General features: G+C 66.5%; 23 protein-coding genes. 12 read left to right on the top strand and 11 right to left on the bottom strand.

Translation table 11 applies throughout. The features are described 5' to 3' along the window. Nucleotides 1-4: 4 nt before the first annotated feature. The 3 genes from P2PM1_RS10710 to P2PM1_RS10700 all read right to left on the bottom strand — a co-directional run bounded on the left by P2PM1_RS10710 (nucleotide 5) and on the right by P2PM1_RS10700 (nucleotide 2,969). Nucleotides 5-982, bottom strand: a complete 978-nt coding sequence (locus P2PM1_RS10710) for a quinone oxidoreductase (RefSeq protein ID WP_186399034.1) — start codon at nucleotides 980-982, stop codon at nucleotides 5-7. A 132-nt stretch (nucleotides 983-1,114) separates the two neighbouring features. After that, the gene (locus tag P2PM1_RS10705; protein WP_186395726.1) at nucleotides 1,115-1,840 is read right to left on the bottom strand and encodes a phosphatidylcholine/phosphatidylserine synthase; all 726 of its coding nucleotides are present in this window, start codon (nucleotides 1,838-1,840) and stop codon (nucleotides 1,115-1,117) included. A 157-nt stretch (nucleotides 1,841-1,997) separates the two neighbouring features. Continuing rightward, nucleotides 1,998-2,969, bottom strand: a complete 972-nt coding sequence (locus tag P2PM1_RS10700; protein ID WP_208985238.1) for a DUF2182 domain-containing protein — start codon at nucleotides 2,967-2,969, stop codon at nucleotides 1,998-2,000. A gap of 184 nt (nucleotides 2,970-3,153) precedes the next feature. Here P2PM1_RS10700 and P2PM1_RS10695 point away from each other — a divergent pair, with 184 nt between their 5' ends. Further along, nucleotides 3,154-4,389: a UbiH/UbiF family hydroxylase gene (locus P2PM1_RS10695; RefSeq protein ID WP_186399032.1), complete on the top strand. Its 1,236-nt coding sequence runs from the start codon at nucleotides 3,154-3,156 to the stop codon at nucleotides 4,387-4,389. Nucleotides 4,390-4,401: 12 nt separating this feature from the next. Here the strand turns inward: P2PM1_RS10695 and P2PM1_RS10690 are convergent, their stop codons facing one another. Beyond that, nucleotides 4,402-5,484 (bottom strand): CaiB/BaiF CoA-transferase family protein, encoded by a 1,083-nt coding sequence (locus tag P2PM1_RS10690; protein WP_186399031.1) that lies wholly within the window; start codon nucleotides 5,482-5,484, stop codon nucleotides 4,402-4,404. A 41-nt stretch (nucleotides 5,485-5,525) separates the two neighbouring features. Further along, nucleotides 5,526-6,479: an AEC family transporter gene (locus P2PM1_RS10685; protein ID WP_186389495.1), complete on the bottom strand. Its 954-nt coding sequence runs from the start codon at nucleotides 6,477-6,479 to the stop codon at nucleotides 5,526-5,528. 166 nt (nucleotides 6,480-6,645) lie between these two features. Between P2PM1_RS10685 and P2PM1_RS10680 the strand changes: the two genes are divergently transcribed. From P2PM1_RS10680 to hspQ, 3 genes are all read left to right on the top strand, one after another. Beyond that, nucleotides 6,646-7,551, top strand: coding sequence for a lysophospholipid acyltransferase family protein (locus P2PM1_RS10680; protein ID WP_186399030.1), 906 nt, complete (start codon nucleotides 6,646-6,648; stop codon nucleotides 7,549-7,551). A gap of 118 nt (nucleotides 7,552-7,669) precedes the next feature. Continuing rightward, a complete protein-coding gene (locus P2PM1_RS10675; protein ID WP_186399029.1) occupies nucleotides 7,670-8,713 on the top strand; it encodes a CoA ester lyase in 1,044 nt (347 codons plus the stop codon). A 110-nt stretch (nucleotides 8,714-8,823) separates the two neighbouring features. Further along, entirely contained in the window at nucleotides 8,824-9,147 is a 324-nt protein-coding gene (gene hspQ, locus P2PM1_RS10670) for a heat shock protein HspQ (protein WP_186389498.1), read from the top strand. A gap of 96 nt (nucleotides 9,148-9,243) precedes the next feature. On the opposite strand, the gene P2PM1_RS10665 is transcribed toward hspQ, so the two are convergent. After that, nucleotides 9,244-10,008: an invasion associated locus B family protein gene (locus tag P2PM1_RS10665; protein ID WP_244301464.1), complete on the bottom strand. Its 765-nt coding sequence runs from the start codon at nucleotides 10,006-10,008 to the stop codon at nucleotides 9,244-9,246. A 205-nt stretch (nucleotides 10,009-10,213) separates the two neighbouring features. On the opposite strand from P2PM1_RS10665, the gene P2PM1_RS10660 reads away from it, so the two are divergent. The 4 genes from P2PM1_RS10660 to P2PM1_RS10645 are packed head-to-tail and all read left to right on the top strand — an operon-like array spanning nucleotide 10,214 to nucleotide 15,670. Next, on the top strand, nucleotides 10,214-12,076 hold the full coding sequence (locus tag P2PM1_RS10660) for an extracellular solute-binding protein (protein WP_371636620.1): 1,863 nt from the start codon (nucleotides 10,214-10,216) through the stop codon (nucleotides 12,074-12,076). A 19-nt stretch (nucleotides 12,077-12,095) separates the two neighbouring features. Beyond that, a complete protein-coding gene (locus P2PM1_RS10655; protein WP_186399028.1) occupies nucleotides 12,096-13,718 on the top strand; it encodes a class I adenylate-forming enzyme family protein in 1,623 nt (540 codons plus the stop codon). Then, on the top strand, nucleotides 13,715-14,902 hold the full coding sequence (locus P2PM1_RS10650) for a hypothetical protein (protein ID WP_186399027.1): 1,188 nt from the start codon (nucleotides 13,715-13,717) through the stop codon (nucleotides 14,900-14,902). The genes P2PM1_RS10655 and P2PM1_RS10650 overlap by 4 nt, the downstream gene beginning before the upstream one ends. Nucleotides 14,903-14,959: 57 nt before the next feature. Then, a complete protein-coding gene (locus P2PM1_RS10645; protein ID WP_186399026.1) occupies nucleotides 14,960-15,670 on the top strand; it encodes a DsbA family oxidoreductase in 711 nt (236 codons plus the stop codon). A gap of 23 nt (nucleotides 15,671-15,693) precedes the next feature. Here the strand turns inward: P2PM1_RS10645 and P2PM1_RS10640 are convergent, their stop codons facing one another. The 3 genes from P2PM1_RS10640 to kdsA form a co-directional block, all read right to left on the bottom strand. Continuing rightward, nucleotides 15,694-16,539 carry a hypothetical protein gene (locus tag P2PM1_RS10640; RefSeq protein WP_186399025.1) on the bottom strand — a complete coding sequence of 282 codons (846 nt, stop codon included), beginning with the start codon at nucleotides 16,537-16,539 and terminating at the stop codon, nucleotides 15,694-15,696. A 260-nt stretch (nucleotides 16,540-16,799) separates the two neighbouring features. Further along, complete coding sequence (gene eno, locus P2PM1_RS10635; RefSeq protein WP_186399024.1) at nucleotides 16,800-18,074, bottom strand: phosphopyruvate hydratase; 1,275 nt, start codon at nucleotides 18,072-18,074, stop codon at nucleotides 16,800-16,802. Nucleotides 18,075-18,184: 110 nt separating this feature from the next. Next, nucleotides 18,185-19,036, bottom strand: a complete 852-nt coding sequence (gene kdsA / locus P2PM1_RS10630; RefSeq protein WP_186389504.1) for a 3-deoxy-8-phosphooctulonate synthase — start codon at nucleotides 19,034-19,036, stop codon at nucleotides 18,185-18,187. 287 nt (nucleotides 19,037-19,323) lie between these two features. Between kdsA and galU the strand changes: the two genes are divergently transcribed. After that, complete coding sequence (gene galU / locus P2PM1_RS10625; RefSeq protein ID WP_186389505.1) at nucleotides 19,324-20,205, top strand: UTP--glucose-1-phosphate uridylyltransferase GalU; 882 nt, start codon at nucleotides 19,324-19,326, stop codon at nucleotides 20,203-20,205. A gap of 8 nt (nucleotides 20,206-20,213) precedes the next feature. Next, the gene (locus tag P2PM1_RS10620; RefSeq protein ID WP_186399023.1) at nucleotides 20,214-21,224 is read left to right on the top strand and encodes an NAD-dependent epimerase/dehydratase family protein; all 1,011 of its coding nucleotides are present in this window, start codon (nucleotides 20,214-20,216) and stop codon (nucleotides 21,222-21,224) included. A 36-nt stretch (nucleotides 21,225-21,260) separates the two neighbouring features. Here P2PM1_RS10620 and P2PM1_RS10615 read toward each other — a convergent pair whose 3' ends face one another. Beyond that, nucleotides 21,261-21,593 carry a hypothetical protein gene (locus P2PM1_RS10615; protein ID WP_186399022.1) on the bottom strand — a complete coding sequence of 111 codons (333 nt, stop codon included), beginning with the start codon at nucleotides 21,591-21,593 and terminating at the stop codon, nucleotides 21,261-21,263. 111 nt (nucleotides 21,594-21,704) lie between these two features. Here P2PM1_RS10615 and P2PM1_RS10610 point away from each other — a divergent pair, with 111 nt between their 5' ends. Further along, entirely contained in the window at nucleotides 21,705-22,634 is a 930-nt protein-coding gene (locus P2PM1_RS10610) for an AEC family transporter (RefSeq protein ID WP_186399021.1), read from the top strand. 118 nt (nucleotides 22,635-22,752) lie between these two features. Continuing rightward, nucleotides 22,753-24,813, top strand: coding sequence for a M3 family metallopeptidase (locus P2PM1_RS10605; RefSeq protein WP_186399020.1), 2,061 nt, complete (start codon nucleotides 22,753-22,755; stop codon nucleotides 24,811-24,813). Between the two features lie 16 nt (nucleotides 24,814-24,829). Here P2PM1_RS10605 and P2PM1_RS10600 read toward each other — a convergent pair whose 3' ends face one another. After that, nucleotides 24,830-25,702 carry a LysR substrate-binding domain-containing protein gene (locus P2PM1_RS10600; RefSeq protein WP_305849907.1) on the bottom strand — a complete coding sequence of 291 codons (873 nt, stop codon included), beginning with the start codon at nucleotides 25,700-25,702 and terminating at the stop codon, nucleotides 24,830-24,832. Nucleotides 25,703-25,824: the final 122 nt, after the last annotated feature.

Genomic DNA, 25,824 nt, shown 5'->3' with positions numbered 1-25,824 from the left:
GTTGTCAGGGCACGAGGACGGTGGTGCCGGTGGTCTTGCGCCCCTGCAGGTCCTCATGCGCCTTGGCGGCGTCGGCAAGCCGGTACTCCTGGTTCACCTGGATCTTGACGTCGCCGGAGCGCACCACGTCGAAGAGATCGTTGGCGGTCTCCTCCAGGTCGGCGCGCGAGGCGATGTAGGTGAAGAGCGTCGGCCGTGTGGCATAGAGCGAGCCCTTCGGCCCGAGCAGGCCCAGGTTGAAATCGGTGATCGGTCCGGACGCCTGACCGAACGACACCCACAGGCCAAGCGGGCGCAGGCAGTCGAGCGAGCCGGGATAGGTGTCCTTGCCGACCGAGTCGTACACCACGTCGCACAGCTTGCCGCCGGTGATCTCGCGCACCCGCTCGACGAAATTCTCGCTCCGGTAGTTGATGACGTGGGTGTAGCCGTTGGCCTTGGCAAGCTCGGCCTTCTCGTCGGAGCCGACCGTGCCGATCACCGTTGCGCCGAGCTTTGCCGCCCACTGGCCGGCGATCAGGCCGACGCCGCCCGCCGCCGCGTGGAACAGCAGCGTGGTGTCGGAGGTCACGTTGTAGGTCTTGCGCAGCAGATAGCGGGCGGTCATGCCCTTGAGCATCATGCCGGCTGCGGTCTTGTCGTCGACCCCGTCCGGGATCTTGACCAGACGGTCGGCCGGGATCAGGCGCTCCTCGGCATAGGAGCCGAGCGGACCGACATAGGCGACCCGGTCGCCCGGCGCCACATGGGTCACGCCCTCGCCGACCGCGACGACGGTGCCCGCGCCCTCGTTGCCCGGGGTAAAGGGCAGACCGGCCGGCGCCGGATAAAGGCCGGAGCGGAAATAGATGTCGATGAAGTTGAGGCCAATGGCCGTGTGCCGGATCCGCGCCTCGCCCTTGCCCGGGCCGCCCAGTTCGATGTCTTCCCAGCGCATGACGTCCGGTCCGCCGGTCTCATGCACCCTGATTGCTTTCACCATGTCTTGCTCCCGTCGGGATGGGTCTCGATCGTGAGCCGGATGATGGGGGCGCCGGACAGAGCGGGCAACCCCTTTTGCAAGGCAGGCGTTGTGCGATCTGGAGAAACGCCGCCAGCGGGTGCGGCGATCAGCTCAGCGCAGGTTGTCCAGCAGTTGCTGAAGGGCCGAGACGGAGAGAAGATAGATGCTGGAGACGGCGAGCAGCCACTTGACCGGCCCGTCGGCCGACATGCCGTCGGCAATGGCGAAGCCCGCCGCCACGAACCACAGCAGCGTCACGGCCAGCGTCAGCGGGCGCCAGCGCGTCACCCGCACCGGATGCACGAAGCGGATCGGGGCGAAGGTCAGCGCGCACAGCGCCACCACGAACAGAACGGTGAAGACCTCCGACGAGGACAGCACCATCAGTCCGAACACCACCATGTTCCAGCCGGCCGGGAAGCCTTTGAACGAGCCGTCCGGCTGCTTCATGCCGTTGTCGGCGAAATAGAGCGCGCCGGTGAAGACGACGAGACCACCGCAGATCCAGTTCCACGGGGTCGACAGCATGCCGCTGGCCGCCAGTGCGAAGGCCGGCAGGAAGACATAGGTCGCGTAGTCGATGACGAAGTCGAGCGAGGCGCCGGACCATTGCGGCATGCGCCGGGCGATGTCGAAGCGGCGGGCGAGCGGTCCGTCGATGCCGTCGATGACGAGCGCAATGCCGAGCCAGACGAAGAGCATCGTCCAGTCGCCGTGCGAGCCGGCGAGAAGCGCCAGCAGCGCGATGGGGGCGCCGAGCGCGGTCAGCACATGGATCAGGAACAGCGGATGCGCGCTCTTCAGCCTGTCCGTAACGCCAGCGTCGAGATCCGCCATCTTTCCCTTTGCCACAGGCTCAACCTCGTAACCTGGTCCACCTCCCCCGCCGGAAGGGACGAGAGAATGGTTCCCCCTGACCTTCCTATGCCCGCAAGAGGGGCGAACTGCAACAAGACTGACATGTTTTTGTCGCAAAAACCCGGCTCGGGGCAGTTCAACGGGCCAGGGTCGTGTGGCCGAGGGTGGCGAGCATCAGCAGGAAGCCACCCCACAGCAGCAGGAAGACACCGACGAGGCGCGGCAGCCGGTCCGAGAGGAAGGTCTTTTCCAGCCCCATCAGGAGGCCGAGCAGGGCGATCCACAAGACGTTCATGATGCCGACGGCGAACATCACCGTCATCAGGGCCCAACAGCAGCCGAGGCAGAACAGGCCCTGCATCACGCCGAGGCGGAAGGTTTCGGCAAGCGACCTCGGCCGGTGGCTGGCGAAGAACAGCCGCGGATTGCGGCAGCGCCACAGGCAGGCAGCCTTGGCCGGCGTGAACTGGTAGATCCCGGCGGCAACCAGCGTCGTGCCCGCCAGAACGGTGGTCACCGGCGCCATCATCGGCGTCAGCGCACCGGCCGCGGTCAGCGCCGCCTGGGCGCCCGTCGCCACCACCGCATAGGCCATCCAAACAGAGAGATAACCGAGGGCCAGCAGCAACGTCGCCCACCCGGCCGGGAGGCTGTGAGTTCCCTCGCCCGGTTGCCGCGCTCGCTCGGCGAAAGTCGCGATCACCGGAGCTGCCGTCGGCAGCATCATCGCCAGCGCCATCGCCGCCCACATGACGAAGACCAGCAGCATGTCGTGGGCCGACCACAGTTCCGAGGCCGGCATGCCGAAGGTCGAGGCGCCTTCCGGCAGGCAGATCGCCGCCAGCAACACGCGGGCCTCTGTCGGCAGGCCGGCGAAGATATTGAACGTGTTGAACAGCACCATGCCGGGGCCGAGTTCGTCCATATCCATCACCGGCACCATCGCGGCCACCATTGCCGCCAGATAGGCCCAGCCAGCCAGTGCCGCCACGCCGATGCAGGCAAATACCGTGGCGCGCGGATGCCGCGCGGCGAGCCCCCACAGGCCGCCGCCCCTCGGCTCTCCGCCGCCCGTGCCTTTCGCCGAAATCTCCAGTCCTGCCGGCACGTCCCGCTCCTGCTTACCGTTCCGGCTCGTCCCCGGATATCCGCACGGCATGATAGTGTCCTTGGACGCGGATCGGCATCCGCGCTGCGCCGGATGCGACCAAATGCGTCGCCACCGGGCTTGCATTACGCCGCCGCCGCGTCATCTTCCCCTTGAAGGTTCGAGGAAAGATCGGGTTCCGGCAATGACAAAGCGCAAAACCGCAAGCGGCAACACTCCGCGCCAGGCCGATATCGCCGTCGTCGGCGCCGGCCCTTCGGGGATGGGCATGGCTCTGCTGCTCGCCCGCCATGGCTTCCGCACCGCGCTTGTCGCTCCGGCCGTTGCCGCCGCCGACGACCGCACGACGGCGCTGCTGGAGTCCTCCGTCGAGATGCTGCGCTCGCTGAAGCTGTGGGAGCGGATCGCCCCGCACACCGCACCGCTGGAGCACATGCGCATCATCGACGCGACCGGCCGACTGATTCGTGCGCCCGAAGTGGTCTTCGACGCCTCGGAACTCGATCTTCCGGCCTTCGGCTACAACATCCGCAACACCGATCTCAACCGCGAACTGGCCGAAGCCTGCGCGAGCGAGCCGCTGCTGGAGCGGATCGACGCCCGCCTCGACGCGCTGGAACCGGACGAAAGCGGCGTCACCCTGTCGCTTTCGGACGGCACCACCCTCTCCGCCCGGCTTGCCATCGGCGCGGACGGTCGCCGCTCGGCCGTGCGGGAGGCGGCGGGGATCGCTGTCAGCGAGTGGCGCTATCCGCAATGCGCCCTGGTGCTCAATCTCGAGCACGACGTGCCGCATCACGGCCATTCCAGCGAGTTCCACACGCCGACCGGCCCCTTCACGCTGGTGCCGCTCAAGGGGCGCCAGTCCTCGCTGGTCTGGGTTCAGGAACCGGGCGAGGCCGAGCGCCTGCATGCGCTCGACGACGATACGCTGGCGCTGGAGATCGAGCGGCGCGCCGCCTCGATCCTCGGCCGCATGCGGGTTCTGGGCAAGCGGCAGCTCTATCCGCTCGGCGGGCTCACGGCCAGAACTGTCGCCGCCAACCGCTGTGCGCTGGTCGGCGAGGCCGCCCATGTGTTTCCGCCGATCGGAGCGCAGGGACTCAATCTCGGCCTGCGCGACGTTGCCGCGCTCGGCGAGATCCTGGTCGCTGCCCGCCGCCGCGGCGAGGACATCGGCGCGCCGTCGGTGCTCGCCGCCTATGAGCGCGCGCGCCGGCCCGACATCGTCTCGCGCACCACGGCCGTCGACCTGCTCAACCGCTCGCTGCTGAGCGAGCTTCTGCCCGTGCAACTGCTGCGCGGGATCGGGCTCTACCTCGCCGGCCGCGTGCCGCCGCTGCGCCGGCTCTTGATGCGCGAGGGCATCGCCCCACTGATGGCCCGCCCGCGCCTGATGCGCGGCCTGCCGCTCGGCTGACGCTGCACGGGGCTATACCGGTGCCTTAGCGCTGCGGGCGCCGCGAAAGACCGGTGCAATCGGCACCACCGTCGCCGGCAGCGTCACGTCGCCCGTCGCCACGTCGAAGTCGAACAGGCCGCGCTCGCGGAAATGTGGATCGGCAAAGGCCTCCGCGAGGGTGGCGAGCGGCGCGGCGCAGCAATCGGCGGCGGCAAGCCGGGGCGCCCAATAGGCGGTGTCCTGCGCGGCGAAGGCCGCGGCCAGCGCCCTGCCCGTCCCGTCCGGATCGCGGCGGTCGTCGCGCGCTGCCTCCGGCAGGCCGACCACATCGCACAGCGCGGTCCAGAATTTTTCCTCCAGCGCCCCGACGGCGATCAGCCCGCCATCGCCGGCCGCATAGATGCGATAGCGCGGCGAGGCGCCGGTGAGGAGATCGGCGCCGTTGCCCGGCCCCCTGCCGGTCGCCGTGAGCTTGGCCTGGGCGAACAGCGCGAAGGTGAACATCGCGTCGCACATGGCAATGTCGAGCACAGCGCCCCGGCCGCTGCGCTCGCGCGCGATCAAGGCCAGCAGAATGTTCATCACCGCCGGAAAGCTGCCGCCGCCGATATCGGCGATTTGCGCGGGGGGCAGAACAGGCGCCTCGCCGCTGCCGTAGGAGAGCGCCAGCAGTCCGGTCAGCGCCATGTAGGTGATGTCGTGCCCGGCGTCTGGCGCGCGCGGACCACCCTGTCCGAACCCGGTGATCGAACAGTAGATCAGGCGCGGGTTGCGGGCAGCGAGGTCCTGCGGCCCGAGGCCGAGCCGCGCCATCACGCCGGGTCGGAACTGCTCCAGCACCACATCGGCGCCGTCGACGAGTTCGAGCACGCGCTCGCGTGCGGCCGGGTCCTTCAGGTCGAGTTCGACACAGGTCTTGCCGCGGTTGAGCATGGCGTAGAGCGCGCTTGCCGGTCCTGCCCTGGGCGGAAAGAAGCGCATGTCCTCGCCGCCCGGACGCTCGATCTTGATCACCGTGGCGCCGGCCTCGGCCAGCATCAAGCTGGCAAGCGGGCCCGGCAGCAGGGTGCTGAAATCGAGCACCGTGATGCCGGCAAGCGGCTGTTGCGTCATGTCCTGTCTCCTCCCGGACGGCTGCTCTTGCGGGGCAGCCTCTACTGAAGCGGCAACAATCCTTCGGTGATCAGATAGATGAAGACCGACACGGTGACCGTCGAGGCGATGGTGCCGATCAGGATCGCACTGGAGGCGCGCTGGACATAGACATGATATTGCTGGGCGATCACGAAGACATTGGCCGCCGGAGGCAGGCAGGCCATCAGCACCGCCGTTGCCACCCAAGCCGGTTCGACGCCGCCCATCCAGTTCAGCAGCACCAGCACGATCAACGGATGCACGATCAGCTTGACGGCGAGGATCACCGGCAGTTCCAGCGGCACCCGCCCCATCGGCTGCTGCGCCACCGTCACGCCCATGGCGAAAAGCGCGCAAGGGGCGGCCGCGTTGCTGAGAAAGGTCAAGAGCGTGTCGATCGCCTGCGGCGGCTGGAACTCGACCGCCGCCGCCATCACGCCGGCAATGGTGGCGAGGATGAAGGGATGAGTGAAAATGCGCTTCAGCACCGTCACCATGGTCTTCAGCGGCGGTTCGTTGTCGGTGCCGCCGAGAGCCATCATCAGCGGTGTCAGCGTGAACAGCAGGATATTGTCGAAGCAGAACACGAGCGCCGTCGGCACGGCCGCCGCCGGTCCGAGCACCGCCAGCGTCAACCCCGGCCCCATGTAGCCGACATTGGAATAGGAGCCGGCGAGCGCCTGGATCGTCGCTTCGGGAATGCTGCCGCGCGAGGCCAGCACGCCGATGCAGAAGGCGATGGCGAAGGCGCTGTAGGTGGCGAAGGTTGTCGCCGCCACATAGCCGACATTCGTCAGTTCCTCGATCGGCGTCTTGGCGAGCAGGCGGAAGAACAGCGCCGGCAGGGCGATGTAGATGATGAAAAACTGCATCCACGCCAGCCCCGAGGCGGGAATATCCTTCAGCTTGCCGGCACCGATCCCGAGAAAGATCAGTCCGAAAAACGGAAGGGCCAGCGTGATCACATTTTCCATCAGGGCCTCCGGCGGACGGGAGGGGCGCCCGCGCAACAGGGAGCTTCAACAGGGAGCGTGTTGCCAAGCCTCGACCGCTTGGTTAATCACCGCAGGCCTAGCGGGTTCGCCGAGACCGGTCAACGGCAACGACCTCCGCATAAGTGAGTAGAGACGACGACAGGCGATGATGGAGACGGACTCCCCCGGCGAAACCGGCACCCTGCCGGCGACGCGACGCGGTTGGCGCTATCGCCTGGAATGGCGGCTGCTGAGCTTTGCCCTCTGGCTGCTGCGGCTGCTGCCGCCGGATGCGGCGTCTGCCGCCATGGGCAAGGGCTGGCGTCTGTTCGCGCGCTTCAACAGCCGCCACCGCCGCGCGCTCGGCAATCTCGAAAAGGCGATGCCGGACCTTGCGCCGGCCGCGCGCCGTCGCCTCGTGCTCGACATGTGGGAGAATCTCGGCCGCATCGCCGCCGAAACCCTGCAACTCGACCGCATCGTCGCCCAGCCGGATCGCTTCGAATATGACGTGGAGGACGTCCGCAAGGCGGTGGGCGATGGCGGCGCCGTGGTCGTCTCGCTGCATACCGGCAACTGGGAAATGACCGCCATGGGCGGCCTCGCCGCCGGATGGCAGCCGGCCGGGGTCTACCAGTCGATCAAGAATCCCCTCGTCGACCGTCTGGTCTACGACCTGCGCGCCCGCATCTATCCAGGCGGTCTCTATCCCAAGAGTCACGAGACGGCGCGGCGGCTGCTGACCCTTGCCCGCTCGGGCGGCCGCACCGCCATGCTCGCCGACCTGCGCGATCCCCGCGGCGCGGTGATTCCCTTTTTCGGCCGCGATGCCTGGGCCACGGTCTATCCGGCCTCCATCGCCCGCGCGGCCGGGGTGCCCCTCGTCGCCAGCCGAACCGTGCGCCTGCCGGGAAATCGCTTCCGCATCGAGGCCCGCATCGTCGAAATGCCGCAGAGCGGCGACCGCAAGGCCGACGCGCTGGCCCCCCCCCGCCGCTATCACGCATTGTTCGAGCAGTGGATCCGCGAATATCCGGCCCAATGGATGTGGATCATCCGCAAGTGGCTGTGAAGCCTTCCGCCTTGCCCGAAGGTCCCGCTTGCATGCCGCAACGCGAAAGCCATTATATGCAACGCAACATGACGGGTAAGGAACCGCGCTGACGCGGGCCGTTCGGGAGGAGACCATCATGAAGACACCGCGTGCCTTCTATCAGCCGCTGGCCATCGGGGCGCCGGCGCCGCTGCGCGAGCAGCCGGTGCGGCTGGAGCGCATGATCCATTTCGTGCCGCCGCATGTCGAAAAGATGCGCGCCAAGGTGCCGGATCTCATTCGGTCGGTCGATGTGGTGCTCGGCAATCTGGAGGACGCGATCCCCGCCGATGCCAAGACCGACGCGCGTCGCGGTTTCATCCGTATGGCGCAGGACAACGATTTCGGCACCACCGGCCTGTGGACCCGCATCAACTGCCTCAACAGCCCCTGGGTGCTGGACGATCTCGTCGAGATCGTCACCGAGGTCGGCGGCAAGCTCGACGTCGTCATGCTGCCCAAGGTCGAGGGGCCTTGGGACATCCACTATATCGACCAGCTTCTTGCCCAGCTCGAGGCTCGGGCCGGCGTGTCGAAGCCGATCCTCGTCCATGCCATCCTGGAGACCGCCGAGGGCGTCAAGAATGTCGAGGCGATCGCCACCGCCAGCCCGCGCATGCACGGGATGAGCCTTGGTCCCGCCGATCTTGCCGCCTCGCGCGGCATGAAGACCACCCGCGTCGGCGGCGGCCATCCCGACTACACGGTGCTGGCCGATGCCGGAGGGGATGCGGCCCCCCGCGCGGTCTTCCAGCAGGATCTGTGGCACTACACGGTCGCCAAGATGGTCGATGCCTGCATGGCGGCCGGCATCAAGGCGTTCTACGGTCCCTTCGGCGACTTCTCCGATCCCGCCGCCTGCGAGGCGCAGTTCCGCAACGCCTTCCTGATGGGCTGCGTCGGCGCCTGGTCGCTGCATCCGAGCCAGATCGACATCGCCAAGCGGGTGTTCAGCCCGGAGCCGGCCGAGGTCGCCTTCGCGCTGCGCATCCTGGAGGCGATGCCCGACGGCACCGGCGCGGTGATGATCGACGGCAAGATGCAGGACGATGCGACCTGGAAACAGGCGAAGGTTATCGTCGACCTTGCCCGCATCGTCGCGGCCAAGGATCCGGACATGGCGGCCCTCTACGGCCTGTAGATCGGCGGAGCCGGTCGCGACTTGTAAACCGCCTGTTGAGGGCGTATGCGCTAGTGTTGACCAAAGGGAGAAGATCCCGACCTACGTTCAAATTGGCTGAAACCGAACAGATGCGCACTGCGAAATTCATGATCGGTCAGGTCGTCAAGCACCGGGTGTATCCCTTCCGTGGGATCATCTTCGATGTCGACCCGACTTTCTCCAACACCGAGGAGTGGTGGGAAGCGATCCCGGAGGACGTGCGCCCGGAGCGTGACCAGCCCTTCTATCACCTGCTCGCCGAGAACGCGGAGACGGAATACGTCGCCTATGTCTCCGAACAGAACCTGGTGCCGGACGACACGGGCGAGCCCGTTCGCCATCCCCAGGTCGACGAGATCTTCGAGCAGCAGGACGATGGCTCGTACCGGCCGCGCGACGTGGACCTGCACTGACTGCCGGCCTCTCCCGCATCCTTTGCCTGCCCAACGAAAAACGCCGCGGCCCGAAGCCGCGGCGTTTCTTTTGTTCTGCCGGCAGGTGAACGCGGCTCAGTTCGAGCCGGTCACTTCCTTCTGCTTCTCGATCAGCTTCTGACGGGCTTCCTCGGCACGCTTCTGCAGTTCGGACTGCAACTGCTGCTGCTTCTGCTGCAGTTCCTCCGGATTAATCGCCGCGCCATCATAAACCTTGGTGAAGCCGGTCAGCGTCAACTGGAACGGAACCTGCTTGGCCTGCTGGTTCAGCGTCGTCAGAATCAGGTTCCCGCCGGCCTTCAGAGAGCTGATGAAGGCATCCTCGATCACCAGTTCCGAGTAACAGGCATTCGGGAAGCAGATGCCGTACTTGGCTTCGGTCTGCTTGCCGTTGTCGACCTGCACGCGCAGGCCCGGCTGGATCAGCATGCCCGGCGGTACGGCCATCAGCAGGGTCTTGCGGGCCTCGCCGGCGATCTCGCGCACCGCCACGGATGCCAGGAACTGACCGGTGTCGGTGCGCAGTTCCTGCGTCACCACGCAGATTTCCTTGTTGGACTGCGGGTCGGTGTTGCAGATCTTCACCCAGGGCGAATCCGCCGAAGGCTCGACAGTCTGCGCAACGGCGCCGCCTGCGAAAGCGATGCTCGCCGCAACGCCGACGGCCAGACCCGCCAAGTGGTTCTTCAGTCTCTCAGCCATGCAATGCGTCCCTAAGTCGATTGTTTCGTTGCGGCGGGCACATGGAAACGCGTCGTCGCCACCAACGGGAAAACCTCTGTCCTCGCTTGCCAAACCTGTGCGCAAAGAATGCGGCAAGACATTGGCCCGTGCGATCACGGGCGCATCTTTACAGTCTGGCGCAGGGAATATCCAGTTTGTCGGCGGTGCGAGCCGTCGCAACGGCGCCTCATTCGTGCGGGATTGCCACGCTGTTGCGCGAATGCCGCAGTCCCCGGCTCCACCGGGCGGTCTGCCGGAGGCATGGCTGGCGTTGAGACTGTGTTAACCATAACAAAGTGATTGGGCGCTAGGATTCGACAGCATGACCGAAATGAAACCCGCCCCGATTCTCTCCCTGGCCAGGCTGTCCGCCGTTCTCGCGGCGGCCGTGCTTGCGCTTGCGCCGCTTGCCAGCGTGGCGGAGGAGACCGGTGTGCCATGGAGCCACGGCATCGCCATGCATGGCGAGCCCGCCCTGCCCGCCGATTTCCTTCATCTGCCCTATGCCGATCCCGACGCGCCGCGCGGCGGCACCGTCACCCATGGCGTCCAGGGCTCGTTCGACAGCCTCAATCAGTTCATCGTCCAGGGGGGAACAACCACCGCGCGCGGCATCCGCGACACGGATTTCGGAGCGCTGGTGATCGAGAGCCTCTTGGAGCGCAATCTCGACGAGCCCTTCACCCTCTACGGCCTGCTCGCCGAATCCGTGCGCATGCCGGAAACGCGCGAATGGATCGAGTTTCGCCTGAATGACAAGGCGCGGTTCTCCGACGGCACGCCTGTCACGGTCGAGGATGTGATCTTCTCCTTCGAGATCCTGCGCGACAAGGGGCGCCCGCATTTTCGCGCCCGCTATGCCCGCATCGCCTCGATGGAAAAGACCGGCGACCGCAGCCTTCGCTTCACCTTCGACGATGGGGCCGACCGGGAACTGCCGCTGCTCGTCGGCATGTCGCCGATCCTTGCCAAGCACACGATCGATCCCGAGACCTTCGACCGCAGCACGCTCGTCCCGCCGATCGGCTCCGGGCCCTATGTGATCGACAGCGTCGATCCGGGCACCCGCATCGTCTATCGCCGCGATCCCGACTACTGGGCGAAGGACCTGCCGATCCGCCGCGGCCTCTACAATTTCGATCGACTGAGCATCGAATACTACCGCGACGAGAACACCCTGTTCGAGGCCTTCAAGAAAGGTCTGGTCCAGGTGCTCCCGGTCGCCGATCCGGCCCGCTGGACAACCTCGCTCAATTTTCCGGCGGTAACCGGTGGCAAGGTGGTCAAGGAAGGCTTCCGCCTCGGCACCCCGGCCGGCATGTTTGGTTTCGTCTTCAACACCCGCCGCCCGGTCGTCTCCGACGTGCGGGTGCGCCGGGCGCTGGCGATGCTGTTCGACTTCGAATGGGTCAACCGCACCCTCTATCACGGGCTCTATGCCCGCACCGGCGGCTATTTCGACAATTCCGTGCTGTCCTCGCTCGGCCGCCCGGCAAGCGAGACGGAACGCGCGCTGCTCGCCCCCTTCGCCGACGAGATCGCTCCGGACGTGCTGGCCGGCACCTGGCAACCGACCGAGGCGGATGGATCGGGGCGCGACCGCAAGGTGCTGCGCGCCGCCGTCGAACTGCTCGGCGAAGCCGGTTATCGCATCGACGGAGGCGTCCTGCGCGGCCCCGGCGGCGCGCCGCTGTCCTTCGAGATCCTCGTGGCATCGCAGGACCAGGAGCGGCTCGCCATCGCCTATCAGCGGGCGCTGAAACTCGTCGGCGTCGATGCGCGGATCCGCTCCGTCGACAGCGCCCAATATCAGCGTCGCCGCCAGACCTTCGACTATGACGTGGTGCTGAACACCTGGCTGGTTTCCCTGTCGCCCGGCAACGAACAGCGCTATCGCTGGGGCAGCGAGGCCGCCGGACAGGAAGGGTCGTTCAACTATGCCGGGGTGAAGAGCCCGGCGGTCGATGCGATGATCGACGCCATGCTGGCCGCGCGCGAGGCGGAGGACTTCACCGCCGCCGTGCGCGCCTTCGACCGGGCGCTGATTTCGGGTGCCTATGTGGTGCCCCTGTTCCATCTTCCTGAAAAATGGGTGGCGCGCTGGACCGCGATCGACCGCCCCGAGGTCCAGTCCATCACCGGACCGCGCTTCGAAACCTGGTGGTCCACTGCTGCAAGGCGCTGAGTGGCTTGGGAATGACGAGATGATCCTGACCCCGCTGAAGACGATCGAGGCACACCGGCAGAGCGGCATCTGGGGCCGCGTGACGCTGGATGCGCTGTTCCGCAAGACCGCGACCGCCCATCCCGAACGGCTGGCCCTGTGCGATGCCGATGAGGATGCCGGCGGCTTTCGCGAGGTGCCGCGCCGCCTCACCTATGGCGAGGCCGATGCCGAGATCAGCCGGCTCGCCGCCTTTTTCGCCGCCGTCGGCCTGAAGCACGACAATGTCATCGGCCTGCAGAGCGCCGGCACGGTGGACGCGGTCATCACGTTCCTTGCCGCTTTGCGTGCCGGGCTCGTCATTGCGCCGCTGCCGCTGCACTGGCGCCAGAAGAACGTGCTGGAGGCGCTGACCCGCGCCGGCGCCAAGGCGCTGGTCGCCGGCGAGAGCTTCGGCGGACGCTCCATCGGCCTGGAGGCACGCGACACCGCCGCCGATCTCTTCGCCCTGCGCTTCGTCTTCGGCCTGGGGCGCGATGTCGCCGACGGCCTGATGGAGGTGGAGCAGATCCTTGGCGAACTGCCCGAGGATCTGGAGCCGGCGCCGACCCGCCGCGACCAGAACGCTGCCGACCATGTGGCGACGCTGACCTGGACCCGCTCCACCAGCGGCGAGCCGCTGCCCATCGCCCGCAGCCACAACCAGTGGATCGCCTGCGGCCTGATGCCCTATCTGGAACTCTCCCTGCCGCAGGCGCCGAACTTCCTGCTCCCTTACGCGCTGACCGGCATGGCCGGCATCGGCGCCGGCCTGATCCCCTGGCTACTGTCGGGCGGCACGCTGCATCTGCACCACCCCGGCTCGCTGCGCCGGCTCGCCGCGCACGCGGATGCGGCGGACGCCGATATCGTGCTGTGCCCCGGCGCCCTCGTGCCGGCGCTCGACCGGCGGATCGAGCGGCCCGACTGCCGCATCGTGCCGGTCTGGCAGGCGCATTCGCCCGCCCCTGCCCCGCATGGCAGCAACCGCGAGCTGGTCGACCTGCATATCGCCGACGAATTCGCCATGGTCGCCCGCACCCGCGAGGGCAGCGCCCTGCCCCGCCCGCTGCCGAGCGGGCGGATCGGCTCGCCTTCCGCCGCCGCGCAGGCGCCGGCACTGCTGGAAATCGCCATCGATACGGAAACGAGCCCGGCAATGCTGAAGGTGCGCGGCGCCATGGTGCCGGATTCGGCCTGGCCCGCCTGCAAGGTGCGCATGCCGACCGACAAGGCCGGCTTCGTCGACACCTTGCTGCCGCTGCGCCAGACGGAGAACGGCATCACCGGCTTCGGCATTCCCGGCCAGATGGCGCCGGGCGTCGGCTCGCTGCCGACGCTGGACGCGCTCTATGCCGCCTTCCCCGGCATTCGTGAGGCCGCCGCCTTCCTCGTCGAGGACGGCATTCTCGGCGCCCGGCTCTATGCCGCGATGGTGCCGCAGAAGGGTCTGCTCTTCGATGTCGAGGGCTTCTATGCCTATCTGGAGGCCGAGCACGCCAGCCTTGCCGAGGTGCCGCACCGGGTGCTGCCCGTCGCCGCCCTGCCGCGCAATGCGGCCGGCAAGGTCGACCGCGAGGCGCTGGCCGCCCGCGCCGGATTCGGCCACTCGCAGGTCGCATGAGCCGGGAGGCCGCCCGCCGCCTGTCGGTGCTGCTGGACGGGTCGAGGGATCGTCCGGACAATCCGCTCGCGCGTCTTGCTGAAGCGTGGGGCGAGCTTGCCGACCTCTCATGGGCCGGCGACCAGAGCTCCCTCCTGCCCGACGCGGTGGTGAGCCTTGCCGGCGCCACCACCTGCCCAGACCTTGCCCGGCACCTGGCCGAGGCGCGCGCAAGGGGCGTGCACGTGCCGCGCCTCGTGCTGTGCGCCGCCCCGGAAATCCCTGAAGCGCCCCTGCCCGATGCGATGATCTCCGCCGCCTGCCCGCCGGAACTGGCGCTGGAGCGGCTGGCCGAGACCGTGCGCCAGGCCCGGCGGATGGAGGAGGCGCGGCTGCGCCGGGCCGCCTTCGGCCCGCTGGCTCCGGGAGCCTTGCTGGCAGCGGCGCCTACCGGCGGTCTTGCCCGAGGCATTCCGGTGCTGGTCGCCGGCGACAGTGCGCGCATCGGCATGGCGCTGTCCGGTCGCCTTGCCGCGCTCGACCTGCGCGGCTGCCTCACGGCGGAGGCCGCGCTCGCCGCGCTGGACGCGGCCCCTGCCCGGCTGCTGGTGAGCGACCTGCCCGCGCCCCGCGCGGCCGAGTTGCTCGCCCGCCTTCGCGCCGATCCGCGCCATATCGCCCTGCCCGTGCTGGCGCTGTGCGCCGACGAGGCGGAGGGGGCAGCCCTGCTGACGAGTGGGGCCAGCGACTGCGTGCCGCGCAAGGCCGCGCCGCAGATCCTCGCCCGGCATCTCCTGTGCCTGCTGCGGGCCGGCGCGCGCCGAGCGCTTGCCGACCGGGTGCTGGCCGGCTATCGCCCGCGCCATCGTTCGGGCAAGGGCCTGCCGGTGCTGCCGCGCGAGGCGTTCGAGCGCTATCTGGCGGCGCTCGGCGAAGCGCTTGCCTTGCGCGGGACAGAGCCGCTGACCCTGCAACTGGCGCAGATCGCCCCGCCGCCGCTCACCTCCATGGCCGCGAATGACGATCCTTTCGCAGGTGCCGCCGTCAACCCCGTCCTTTCGGCGACGCTTGCTGCATCGCGCGAGGAGGATTTTGTTGCTACGGTCGAGGGGCTGGGCGATATCGCCGTGCTGCGGGATGCGGAGGCGCAGGAGCGCATCCGCCGGCGGATCGGCGCCATCGTCGCCAGCACCGCCTTTGCCTGACGCGTCCTAAGGCGCGCTCCCTTCGCGCTCCTGGCGCAACCGACGAAAGGACTGCCCATGCACGCCGAGACGGAGACCGACACCGCGAGCGGGCAGCAGGCAGCCGCCCGGACCGCCGCCGATCAGGCCGCGATGCCCATCGACGTCATTTCCGACGTGGTCTGCCCCTGGTGCTATATCGGCAAGCGGCGGCTGGAAAAGGCGCTGGCGAGCCTGCCGGACATTCCCGTTGCCCTGCGCTGGCAGCCCTATCAGCTCGACGCGACGATCCCGCCGCAGGGCAAGGACCGCCAGCAATATCTGATGGAGAAATTCGGCAGCCAGGCGCGCATCGACGCGCTGCACGAGCAGATCGCCGCCGCCGGCCTGCAGGAAGGCATCCCCTTCGCCTTCGAACGCATCCGCACCTCGCCCAACACGCTGGATTGCCACCGCCTGCTGCTGTGGTCGCGCGCCGACGGGCTGCAGAGCGAGATGGCCGAGCGGCTGTTCCGCCTCTATTTCCTGGAAGGCGCCGACCTCAGCGACCCGCAGACGCTGGTCATGGCGGCCGGCGAAGTCGGCATGATGGCCGATCTCGTCGCCGAACTGCTGCCGACGGATTCCGACCGCAACAAGATCACCGCCGCCGTCGAACAGGCCCACCGCATCGGCGTCACCGGCGTCCCGGCCTTCATCATCGACGAACGCTTCATCGTCATGGGCGCGGAAAAGCCAGAAACCCTCGCCGCGGCGATCAAGCATGCCTATGAGACGAAGGCGGGGTGAGTGGTACGTTTGTGATAGGCACCTTAAAGGTCGCGCATTTCATTCCGTGCGGACAAGATACGTATTTTTTTTAAGCGACCGTCGACGGAATCTACCGACGTATAACGAATTGCAATGGCCGACCTCAAATCATCTCCAAGCCTGCGAGTTCTTGTATAGGAGCTAATACTTTGAAGGAGGGTGTCGACGGTAATTCGATCAACGTTATTTGCTAGCTCGAATGGAATTGATCTCCCGAGCTCCAGATCGAATGCTCGGCCCGTACCTTGGTTTGCATTAAAGCTTCCCACGCTAAATAATCTTACTCTTATTTCATCGTTTATAACATTTTCCCAAACATATCTTTTGGTTTCGGCATTCAATTGAACCAATGGGGCTGCCGGCGGCGCAGCATTCTGATTGATATTAATATTTACAACCCCGTGATTTATTACGTTGTGAGCGAGCCGAACCGAAGGCTCGATTGCTTCTGCCAATGCAGCAACATCGCCTCCTCGTTCAGCCTCCAAATGCTGAACTGTCTCAGGAGTTTCTTGATCCGCATCCGCGCCGGTCACTCTTCGGAAAATAGTTTTTAGTAGATCCGTAAGGAGGTTGCTCGCTACGCCTCCTGCTAATACGGGTCCTCCGTAGACGGCTGCAGTGTATGCTATCTCATACAGAACATCAAAACTACCTGGACGATGAGCAGTAAGATGAAAATGCAAAGGCACTTGACCGAAATTCTTACGCCTAACTCGCCCCTCAACGAGATAGGTTGAGACTATCATCAAGGAACGAGTTAACCCTTCAAGTGACTTGGTTCCATCATAGGCGGGTATCTTATGAAACTCCGCCAATCCACCTTCGAATTTAACTTCGAATATCATTGGAAACCTCAGATTCAAAATAGGAATACAAAATTAAAACTCGCTCACCTGGTCGATATTGGACCTTTGGAACAGACTAGAACGATATTATCGTTCCTTCAATAATCTTCATTGATTATACGGATATTCGAGAAGCTCACCGCCTGAATAACGCTCAGACACGTGTTAGCCGACGCAACGTCAACTCCCCAAACAAAAACCCGGCGCGCGGGGAGCGCACCGGGTTTCATTGTTTCAGGCGAGGAGGCGTAAGGCGCCGATCAGCCCTTCAGGATGCTGCGGCCGGCGTAGCGGGCCTGCTCGCCCAGCTCTTCCTCGATGCGGATGAGCTGGTTGTACTTGGCGAGCCGGTCGGAACGGGCCAGCGAGCCGGTCTTGATCTGCCCGCAATTGGTGGCGACGGCGAGGTCGGCGATGGTGCTGTCCTCGGTCTCGCCCGAGCGGTGCGACATGACGGCGGTATAGGCCGCCTTGTGCGCGGTCTCGACCGCGTCGAGCGTCTCCGTCAGGGTGCCGATCTGGTTGACCTTGACCAGGATCGAGTTGGCGACGCCCTTCTCGATACCCTCGCGCAGGCGCACCGAATTGGTGACGAAAAGGTCGTCGCCGACGAGCTGGCACTTGGAGCCGACCAGATCGGTCAGTGCCTTCCAGCCGGCCCAGTCGTCCTCAGCCATGCCGTCCTCGATGGAGATGATCGGATAGCGGCCGACGAAATCGGCGAGATAGGCAGCCATTTCGTCCGGGCCGAGCACCTTGCCCTCGCCGGAAATGTGATACTTGCCGTCCTTGAAGAACTCCGTGGAGGCGGCGTCGAGCGCGAGGCAAATGTCCTCGCCCGGACGGTAGCCGGCCTTCTCGATGGACTTCATGATGAAGCCGAGCGCGTCCTCGGTCGAGGCGAGGTTCGGGGCAAAGCCGCCCTCATCGCCGACATTGGTGTTGTGGCCGGCGTCCTTCAGGCCCTTCTTCAGGGTGTGGAAGACTTCCGAGCCCATGCGCACGGCATCCGCCAGCGTGTCGGCGCCGACCGGCATGATCATGAATTCCTGCACGTCGATCGGGTTGTCTGCATGGGCGCCGCCGTTGATGATGTTCATCATCGGCACGGGCAGCAGGCGCGCGCCGGCGCCGCCCACATAGCGGTAGAGCGGCAGGCCGGCCGACTGGGCCGCGGCGCGGGCGACGGCCAGCGACACGCCGAGGATGGCGTTGGCGCCGAGGCGCGCCTTGTTCGGCGTGCCGTCGAGAGCGATCATCGCCTCGTCGATCTTGATCTGGTCTTCCGCATCCAGGCCGCCGACGGCGTCGAAGATCTCGGTGTTGACCGCGTCGACCGCCTTCTGCACGCCCTTGCCGAGGTAGCGGGCGCCGCCGTCGCGCAGTTCCACCGCCTCATGCGCGCCGGTCGAGGCGCCGGAGGGTACCGCGGCCCGCCCGAAGGTGCCGTCTTCCAGATGCACGTCGACCTCGACGGTCGGGTTGCCCCGGCTGTCGAGGATCTCGCGGGCGGTGATGTCGACAATTGCGGTCATTCTCGTCTCCCTGCGGGTGGGACTTTGTGAAAGTGGGTGGGCCAAGGCTGGTTGGACCTGCCGCCGTCCGGCTGTTCCTAGCCGAGGCGGGCGACAAGGAAAAGGCCGTGTCAGATGCCGCGCGGGCGCGACTTGGCGATGCGGTCGAAGGCCATCAGGTCGGCGAGCAGCTCCTTCAGGTCCTTGAGCGCGATCATGTTCGGCCCGTCGGAGGAGATGGTGTTGTCCGGGTCCGGGTGGGTCTCGATGAAGACGCCGGCGACGCCGACGGCAACGGCCGCGCGCGCCAGCACCGCCACCATGTGGCGCTCGCCGCCCGAGGAGGTGCCCTGCCCGCCCGGCTGCTGCACCGAATGGGTCGCGTCGAACACGACCGGCGCGCCGGTCTGCGCCATGATCGGCAGCGCGCGCATGTCGGACACCAGGGTGTTGTAGCCGAAGGAGGCGCCGCGCTCGGTCAAAAGCACGTTGGGATTGCCGGTCTCAACGATCTTGGTGAGCACGTTCTTCATGTCCCAGGGGGCGAGGAACTGGCCCTTCTTGACGTTGATGGTCGCGCCGGTCCTGGCGGCGGCGACCAGGAGGTCGGTCTGGCGGCAGAGAAAGGCGGGGATCTGCAGCACGTCGACGACCTCGGCCACCGGGGCGCACTGGTCGGCGGAGTGGATGTCGGTCAGCACCGGCAGCCCAAAGGTCTCGCGGATCTCGGCGAAGACCGGCAGCGCTTCCTTGAGGCCGACGCCGCGCGAGGCGGCGATGGAGGTGCGGTTGGCCTTGTCGAAGGAGGCCTTGAAGACGACGGAAATGCCGAGGCTGTCGGCGATTTCCTTCACCGCGGCGGCGCATTCCAGCACATGCGCCCGGCTCTCCATCTGGCAGGGGCCGGCGATCAGCGACAGCGGCGCGTCCTGCGAGAAGGCGACGTTCCCGACGGTCACGGTTCGATTGCATGTCTCGGTCATGGCAGCTCGTCTCTCCTGCTGGGCCAGCCCCAACTCATGGGCCGCCCGCCCGCTGGCGCGTTCCGCCCGTCAGTAGTCCGCATGGCGCGCGCGCGCAAGCGCCTCGGCGGTCTGGGGCGGTCGTTCCCTTGCCCAATCCTTGCCCCAATCCTGGGACAAAGCTTGCGCGGATTGGCGCGAAGTCGTTGCGCCGACATTCTTTTCGCCAACTTGGTTCCGTCATCCTTTCAGGTTACCTTGCGGCCCGTGCCGCCTCCCGATTCCACCAGACACGGAAAATGCGTTTCATGCAGAACAAGAAGATCCGCAAGGCAGTCCTTCCGGTGGCTGGCCTCGGCACCCGTTTCCTGCCCGCGACGAAGGCCCTGCCGAAGGAGATGCTGACCATCGTCGACCGGCCGATCATCCAGTATGTGGTCGACGAGGCGCGCAATGCCGGCATCGAGCACATCGTCTTCGTCACCGGGCGCAACAAGCACGTGATCGAGGACCACTTCGACATTGCCTACGAGCTGGAGGACACGCTGCGCGCCCGCTCCAAGCAGGCGGCGCTGAAGCTGCTCGAGGCGATCCGCCCGGCCCCCGGCACCACCAGCTTCACCCGCCAGCAGGAGCCGCTGGGCCTCGGCCATGCCATCTGGTGCGCCCGCGACATCATCGGCAACGAGCCCTTCGCGATCCTGCTGCCGGACATGCTGATGAAGTCCGAGCCGGGCTGCCTGTCGCAGATGGTGGAGATCTACAATGCGTCCGGCGGAAACGTCATCTCGGTCGAGGCCGTACCGGAGGACCAGACCCAGAACTACGGCATCGTCGAGGTCGACGGCGATGCGAGTGCGCGCACCTTCACCATCACCGGCATGGTCGAAAAGCCGGCGCCGGGCACGGCGCCGACCAACCTGTTCATCAACGGTCGCTACATCCTGCAGCCGGAGATCTTCCAACTGCTCGGCAGCCAGGAGACCGGCGCCGGCGGCGAGATCCAGCTCACCGACGCGATGATCTCGCTGATGGGCATGCAGCCCTTCACCGGCCTGCGCTTCGAGGGCGAGACCTACGACTGCGGCTCCAAGTCCGGCTTCCTTGCCGCCAACATCGCCTTCGCGCTGGAGGATGAGGAGCTCGCCCGCGAGCTGCGGCCGCTGCTGCGCTCGCTGCTCGACGCCTGAGGACATCGATGCGCAAGATCCTCGTCACGGGCTCGGCCGGGTTCATCGGTTTTCACCTGGCAAGCCGCCTGCTCGCCGACGGATGGCAGGTGATCGGCCTCGACTGCGTCAGCCCCTATTACGATCCGGCGCTGAAGGAAGCGCGGGTGGAGATCCTGCGCCAGCATCCCCAGTTCATCGAGGCGCGGATCTCGCTGGAGGACCGCGCGGCGGTGATGGCGCTGATGGCCGAGCACGCGCCGCAACGGATCATTCATCTCGCGGCGCAGCCGGGCGTGCGCTACTCGCTGGAAGCGCCGCAGGCCTATGTGGATGCCAATGTCACCGGTTTCCTGACGGTGCTGGAGGCGGCGCGCGCCCACACCGTCGACCATGTGGTCTTCGCCTCCACCTCCTCGATCTATGGATTGGACGAGACGATGCCGCTGTCGCCGCATCGCGGCGGCAATCATCCGATCTCGCTCTATGCGGCGACGAAGAAAGCGAACGAGGCGATGGCGCACAGCTACGCCCACCTCTTCCGCATTCCGCTCACCGGCCTGCGCTTCTTCACCGTCTACGGCCCCTGGGCGCGGCCGGACATGGCGCTCTACAAGTTTACCCGGGCGATCCTGTCGGGCCAGCCGATCGACATCTACAACAATGGCGAGATGCTGCGCGACTTCACCTATGTCGACGACATCGTCGAGGGCATCGTGCGCATCGCCGACCGGCCGCCGGCGGTCAACGAGGACTGGGACGCGGCCGCCGCCGACCCGGCGACCAGCTCCGCCCCCTATCAGATCCACAATATCGGCAATTCCGAGCCGGTGAAGCTGCTGCGCTATGTGGACGCCATCGAGGCGGCCTGCGGCGTCACGGCGGTCCGCAACTACATGCCGCTGCAGCCGGGCGACGTTCTGGCCACCTGGGCGGATGTCGAAGACCTGACCCAGGCGACGGGCTTCCGCCCCTGCACCTCGGTGGAGGACGGCGTGCGCGCCTTCGTCGAGTGGTATCGGGATTTCTATAAGGTCTGAGGCCTGCAGGCGGCCGGCTGCAGAAGCCGGCGTCGATCAGCGTGTGGACCGATTGCCCAACATGTCGAGATAGGCCTTCTGCATGTCGCTGATGCGGCCGGCGACGCGCGCATTGGCCTTGAAGGCATTTTCCGCCTGCATCATGTCGACGATGGCCTCGACCATGTCGGGCGAGAAACCGATTGCCGGCGCGCCGGTGGCGGGCGACTGGTCGCCGTCTGCGCTCTGTCCGTCCGTCGTCTCGCGGCCGCTCGCGGCGAGCAACGCATTGCCCGCTTCGGCTCCGGCCGCAACGATGCGGCGGGCGGACGCCTCGAAGCGCTGACCGGCGGCCTGTAGGCCTGAAAGGGAGATGGACAGGGCAGACATGATCTGCACAGTATCCCCGTCCCCTCTTAACGAATCCTGAGTCCATTCCCTCGCATTCGAGCCAGGCGCGCCAAAGCCGCCACTGTCATTTCAACCAAGGATTGCAATGCCATGCTCCTGACGCTCTCGATCACCGGCCCGTTCTTCGCTGTCATTGCCTTCGGGTTCTTCGCCGCGAAGCGAGGCTGGATGCCGGACGGAGCGGTGCGCAGCCTGAATGTCTTCGTGTTCAACTTCGCCATGCCGGCGCTGGTGATCCGGGCGCTGGCGGGACAGGACATCATCGCGGCACTGACCGGGCCGATGGTGCCGGTGTGGATCCTGGCCGGAGCCGTGACCTTCGGCCTCGCCATGCTGGCCATGCGCATCCTGTGCGGCGGTGGCCTCGCCGAAATGGCGGTCAGCGGCCAGGCCGCCACCATCGGCAATATCGGCTTTCTCGGTCTGCCCTTGATGCTGGCGGCGTTCGGCGACCGGGCCGCCGCGCCGATGGCGGTGGTGCTGATCATCGACCTGACGATCTTCATTCCGCTCTGCATCGGGCTGCTGGAATGGGCCTCGGGCAAGGGTGCGAGCTGGCGGCTGGTCGTCACCGTGGCGAAAGGCGTGATCTTCAACCCGTTCGTGCTCGCCATCGTCGGCGGCACGCTCCTGTCGCTGGCGGGAGGGAAACTGCCGCAGGCGGGAGAGAACCTGCTCAACTTCCTTGGGGATGCAGCCGGCGCCACCGCCCTTTTCTCGCTTGGGGTGCAGCTTGCCGCGCGGCGGGTCGAGGGCGAGGCACGGGCGATCTCGCTGATGATCGTGATGAAGCTGTTTGTGCATCCGCTCGCCGTCCTTACCGCTGCGACACTGTTTGGCCTGGATGCGGCGCGCACGGCGGTGCTGGTGGTGGTTGCATCGCTGCCGATCGCCGGCAATGTCTTCGTCGTTGCCGAGCGCTATGGCATCTTCATCCAGCAACTGTCGGCGGCGATCCTGTTGTCGACCACAGCCGGCGTGGTCACCGTGTCCCTCGCTTTGATGTGGGCGGGATTGTGAGCAAAGGCCGCTCCACGGGGGCTGACAGAAGCGCCTCGCCGTCCCATATTGTCCGCGACAGGGCCGGATTCTCGGGAATTGGCCCGCTTCCTTCCTCGTGAGATCTTTCAGGACCCCCATGACCGACGCCGCCGCAGTCGCCGACCGCAATCCGTTGCTTGCCGAATGGACCGCGCCCTTCGGGCTGCCGCCCTTCGGCGAAATCGAGCCCTGGCACTACGAGGCGGCCTTCGGGGCGGCATTGAAGCTGGCGCGGCAATCGATCGACGGGATTGCCGCCGACCCGCAGGCACCGACTTTCGCCAACACGATCGAGGCGATGGAACTGTCAGGCCGGGAACTGACGCGCGTCGCTTCCGTCTTCTTCAATCTCGCCGGCAGTCACACATCCGAGGAATTGCAGCGCATCGAGCGCGACATCGCCCCGAAGCTGGCCCGCCATTCCAGCGAAACCCTGCTCAACCAGGCGCTCTACGCCCGCGTCGCCGCGCTGTGGGAGAAACGCGACAGTCTCGCTCTCAACGAGGAACAGGCGCGCGTTCTGGAACGCTACCACCGCATGTTCACTCGCGCCGGCGCGGCCCTCGATGAGGCCGGACGCCAGCGCATGGCCGAGATCTCGCAGCGGCTTGCCGTGCTGGGGACGCGGTTCTCGCAGAACGTGCTGGCCGATGAGGCCGGATATCACCTTCTGCTGGAGAGCGAGGAGGATCTCGCCGGTCTGCCCGGCTTCCTGCGCCAGGCGGCGGCCGAGGCGGCGAGCGAGCGCGGTCACCCGGGCAAGCACGTCATCACCCTGTCGCGTTCGCTGATCGAGCCGTTCCTGCAGTTCTCGACGCGGCGCGACCTGCGCGAGACCGCGTTCAAGGCCTGGATCTCGCGCGGCGAGACCGGCGGCGACACGGACAATCGCGCGGTCATCGCCGAGATCCTGAGGCTGCGCGACGAGCGAGCCAGGCTGCTGGGCTTCGACAGCTTCGCCGCCTACAAGCTGGACGACACGATGGCCGGCACACCGGATGCGGTTCGCGACCTGCTGGAGACTGTCTGGAGCCCGGCGGTGGCGCAGGCCCGCAAGGAAGCGGAGGCTCTGCAGCGGCTCGCCGCCGAGACGGGGGACAATATCGCCATTGCCCCCTGGGACTGGCGCTTCTACGCGGAGAAGCTGCGCCTGCGCGACCATGCGCTCGATGAGGCAGAGCTGAAGCCGTATTTCCAGTTGGAGAAGATGATCGAGGCGGCGTTCCACACCGCCGGGCGCCTGTTCGGTCTGACCTTTCGAGAGGTCGACGGGCTGAAGCTCTATCACCCGGATGTGCGCGCCTTCGAGGTGCTGGATGCCGATGGCGGTCATGTCGGCCTGTTTCTCGGCGACTATTTCAACCGCTCGACCAAGCGCAGCGGCGCCTGGATGAGTGCCTATCGCCGGCAGGAGAAGCTGGCGGCCGACATCCGTCCGATCATCGTCAACGTGATGAACTTCGCCAAGGCGCCCAAGGGGCAGCCGACGCTGCTGACCTTTGACGATGCGCGCACGCTGTTCCACGAATTCGGCCATGCCCTGCACGGGCTGCTCTCCGACGTGACCTATCCGGTGATCTCCGGCACATCGGTGGCGCGCGACTTCGTCGAACTGCCCTCGCAGCTCTACGAGCACTGGCTGTCGCAGCCGGAAGTGCTGTCGCGCTTCGCCGTGCATGTGGAGACCGGCGAAGCGATGCCGGCAGACCTGATGGAGCGGGTTCTGGCGGCGCGCAACTTCAACCAGGGATTCGCGACGGTCGAGTATCTCTCCTCCGCCCTGTTCGACCTCGACGTCCACACTCGCCAGGCGGACGGCGAGGCCGATATCGAGGCGCTGGAACATGAAACGCTCAGCCGTATCGGCATGCCGGCGGAAATCACCATGCGCCACCGGCCGACCCATTTCGCCCATGTGTTCTCGGGCGATGGTTATTCGGCAGGCTATTACAGCTACATGTGGTCGGAAGTGATGGACGCGGACGCCTTCACCGCCTTCGAGGAAACCGGCGACATCTTCAACGCGGACCTCGCCCGGCGGCTGCGCGAGGCGATCTATTCCGCCGGTGGCCGGCAGGACCCGAAGGACGCCTATGTCGCCTTCCGCGGCGCCCTGCCCGATGCCGGGCCGCTGCTCAAGAAGCGCGGCTTCGCCTGAGACCGGGCGGCAGGCATCAGCCGACACTTTCTTCTGCGACGTCGATGAAGGCGCGCACGATCTGGAGCGCGCGCTTGTCAGCAGGGGTGACGAGCACCGTCCGGTAGGCCTCCGGCATCTCGGCGATCGGCCGCACGACAAGCTGGCGCGACGGGAAGAAGCTCGCGCCGAGCAGCAGGCCGACGCCGACGCCGTGCAGAACGGCCTCCTTGACCACCGGATAGCTCGTCATCTCCATCATGCGGTCGAGCGCAAGGCCGTTCCTGGCAAGGGCCTGCGACACCGCGCGCCGCGTGAGAGAGCCGCCCTCGGGCAGCACGACGCATTCCTGCGCGAGATCGCGTAGCGACAGGGTCTTCTGGCGGGCGAGCGGATGCTCGCCGCGCAGATAGGCCATGAAACAGGCGCGCTCCAGCTCAAGCTCGTACATGCCCTCGACGTGCTCGGGCTCGGTCACGACCGCGATGTCGACATCGCGCCCGCGCAAGCGCTGCATCGCCACCGACCAACTGTGCAACGAGAAGGCCACCCGGACGCCGGGATAGCGGCGGTTGAAGGCGGCGATCAGCGGCAGAACGGGGCGCGGCGCATTGGCGATGACCCGCAGATGCCCCGATTCGATGGCCCCGTAGGCCTGCAGGCGTTCACCGACAAGCTGCGTCAGGGTGAAGACCCGGTCGGTGAGCTCGAACAGGTCCTGTCCGGGGCGCGTCAGCTCGAGCCCGCCGCGACGGCGCACGAACAGGGGCACCCCCATCAACCGCTCGAGTTTGGCGACATGCTGCGTCACGGCCGACTGGGTGATGCCGAGCACCGTCGCCGCGCGGGAAAATCCGCGCTCGCGTGCCGCTACGGTAAACGCCTCGATCTGAGCCAGGCCGGGTTTCACGGTCGTTTCTCCTGCCGGGTGGATGGGACTCCGCCGTATCATTAGCAGGGCTTATTTCCGGTTATGTGACTGTCAACCCGACTTGCTAGGCAGTGTCCGCAAGGGACAAACAGTGAGGCCGA

Source organism: Stappia sp. P2PMeth1 (genome assembly GCF_900185735.1).
GTDB lineage: Bacteria > Pseudomonadota > Alphaproteobacteria > Rhizobiales > Stappiaceae > Stappia.
Note: the sequence above shows the minus strand (reverse complement) of the source record. Positions and strands in the feature narration are given on the sequence as shown.

What these genes read in the sequence shown, in the direction of transcription:
- P2PM1_RS10710 (WP_186399034.1), bottom strand. Translation starts at nt 982, where the DNA reads ATGGTGAAAGCAATCAGGGTGCATGAGACCGGCGGACCGGACGTCATG.
- P2PM1_RS10705 (WP_186395726.1), bottom strand. Translation starts at nt 1,840, where the DNA reads ATGGCGGATCTCGACGCTGGCGTTACGGACAGGCTGAAGAGCGCGCAT.
- P2PM1_RS10695 (WP_186399032.1), top strand. Translation starts at nt 3,154, where the DNA reads ATGACAAAGCGCAAAACCGCAAGCGGCAACACTCCGCGCCAGGCCGAT.
- P2PM1_RS10690 (WP_186399031.1), bottom strand. Translation starts at nt 5,484, where the DNA reads ATGACGCAACAGCCGCTTGCCGGCATCACGGTGCTCGATTTCAGCACC.
- P2PM1_RS10685 (WP_186389495.1), bottom strand. Translation starts at nt 6,479, where the DNA reads ATGGAAAATGTGATCACGCTGGCCCTTCCGTTTTTCGGACTGATCTTT.
- P2PM1_RS10680 (WP_186399030.1), top strand. Translation starts at nt 6,646, where the DNA reads ATGATGGAGACGGACTCCCCCGGCGAAACCGGCACCCTGCCGGCGACG.
- P2PM1_RS10675 (WP_186399029.1), top strand. Translation starts at nt 7,670, where the DNA reads ATGAAGACACCGCGTGCCTTCTATCAGCCGCTGGCCATCGGGGCGCCG.
- hspQ (WP_186389498.1), top strand. Translation starts at nt 8,824, where the DNA reads ATGCGCACTGCGAAATTCATGATCGGTCAGGTCGTCAAGCACCGGGTG.
- P2PM1_RS10660 (WP_371636620.1), top strand. Translation starts at nt 10,214, where the DNA reads ATGACCGAAATGAAACCCGCCCCGATTCTCTCCCTGGCCAGGCTGTCC.
- P2PM1_RS10655 (WP_186399028.1), top strand. Translation starts at nt 12,096, where the DNA reads ATGATCCTGACCCCGCTGAAGACGATCGAGGCACACCGGCAGAGCGGC.
- P2PM1_RS10650 (WP_186399027.1), top strand. Translation starts at nt 13,715, where the DNA reads ATGAGCCGGGAGGCCGCCCGCCGCCTGTCGGTGCTGCTGGACGGGTCG.
- P2PM1_RS10645 (WP_186399026.1), top strand. Translation starts at nt 14,960, where the DNA reads ATGCACGCCGAGACGGAGACCGACACCGCGAGCGGGCAGCAGGCAGCC.
- P2PM1_RS10640 (WP_186399025.1), bottom strand. Translation starts at nt 16,539, where the DNA reads ATGATATTCGAAGTTAAATTCGAAGGTGGATTGGCGGAGTTTCATAAG.
- eno (WP_186399024.1), bottom strand. Translation starts at nt 18,074, where the DNA reads ATGACCGCAATTGTCGACATCACCGCCCGCGAGATCCTCGACAGCCGG.
- kdsA (WP_186389504.1), bottom strand. Translation starts at nt 19,036, where the DNA reads ATGACCGAGACATGCAATCGAACCGTGACCGTCGGGAACGTCGCCTTC.
- galU (WP_186389505.1), top strand. Translation starts at nt 19,324, where the DNA reads ATGCAGAACAAGAAGATCCGCAAGGCAGTCCTTCCGGTGGCTGGCCTC.
- P2PM1_RS10620 (WP_186399023.1), top strand. Translation starts at nt 20,214, where the DNA reads ATGCGCAAGATCCTCGTCACGGGCTCGGCCGGGTTCATCGGTTTTCAC.
- P2PM1_RS10615 (WP_186399022.1), bottom strand. Translation starts at nt 21,593, where the DNA reads ATGTCTGCCCTGTCCATCTCCCTTTCAGGCCTACAGGCCGCCGGTCAG.
- P2PM1_RS10610 (WP_186399021.1), top strand. Translation starts at nt 21,705, where the DNA reads ATGCTCCTGACGCTCTCGATCACCGGCCCGTTCTTCGCTGTCATTGCC.
- P2PM1_RS10605 (WP_186399020.1), top strand. Translation starts at nt 22,753, where the DNA reads ATGACCGACGCCGCCGCAGTCGCCGACCGCAATCCGTTGCTTGCCGAA.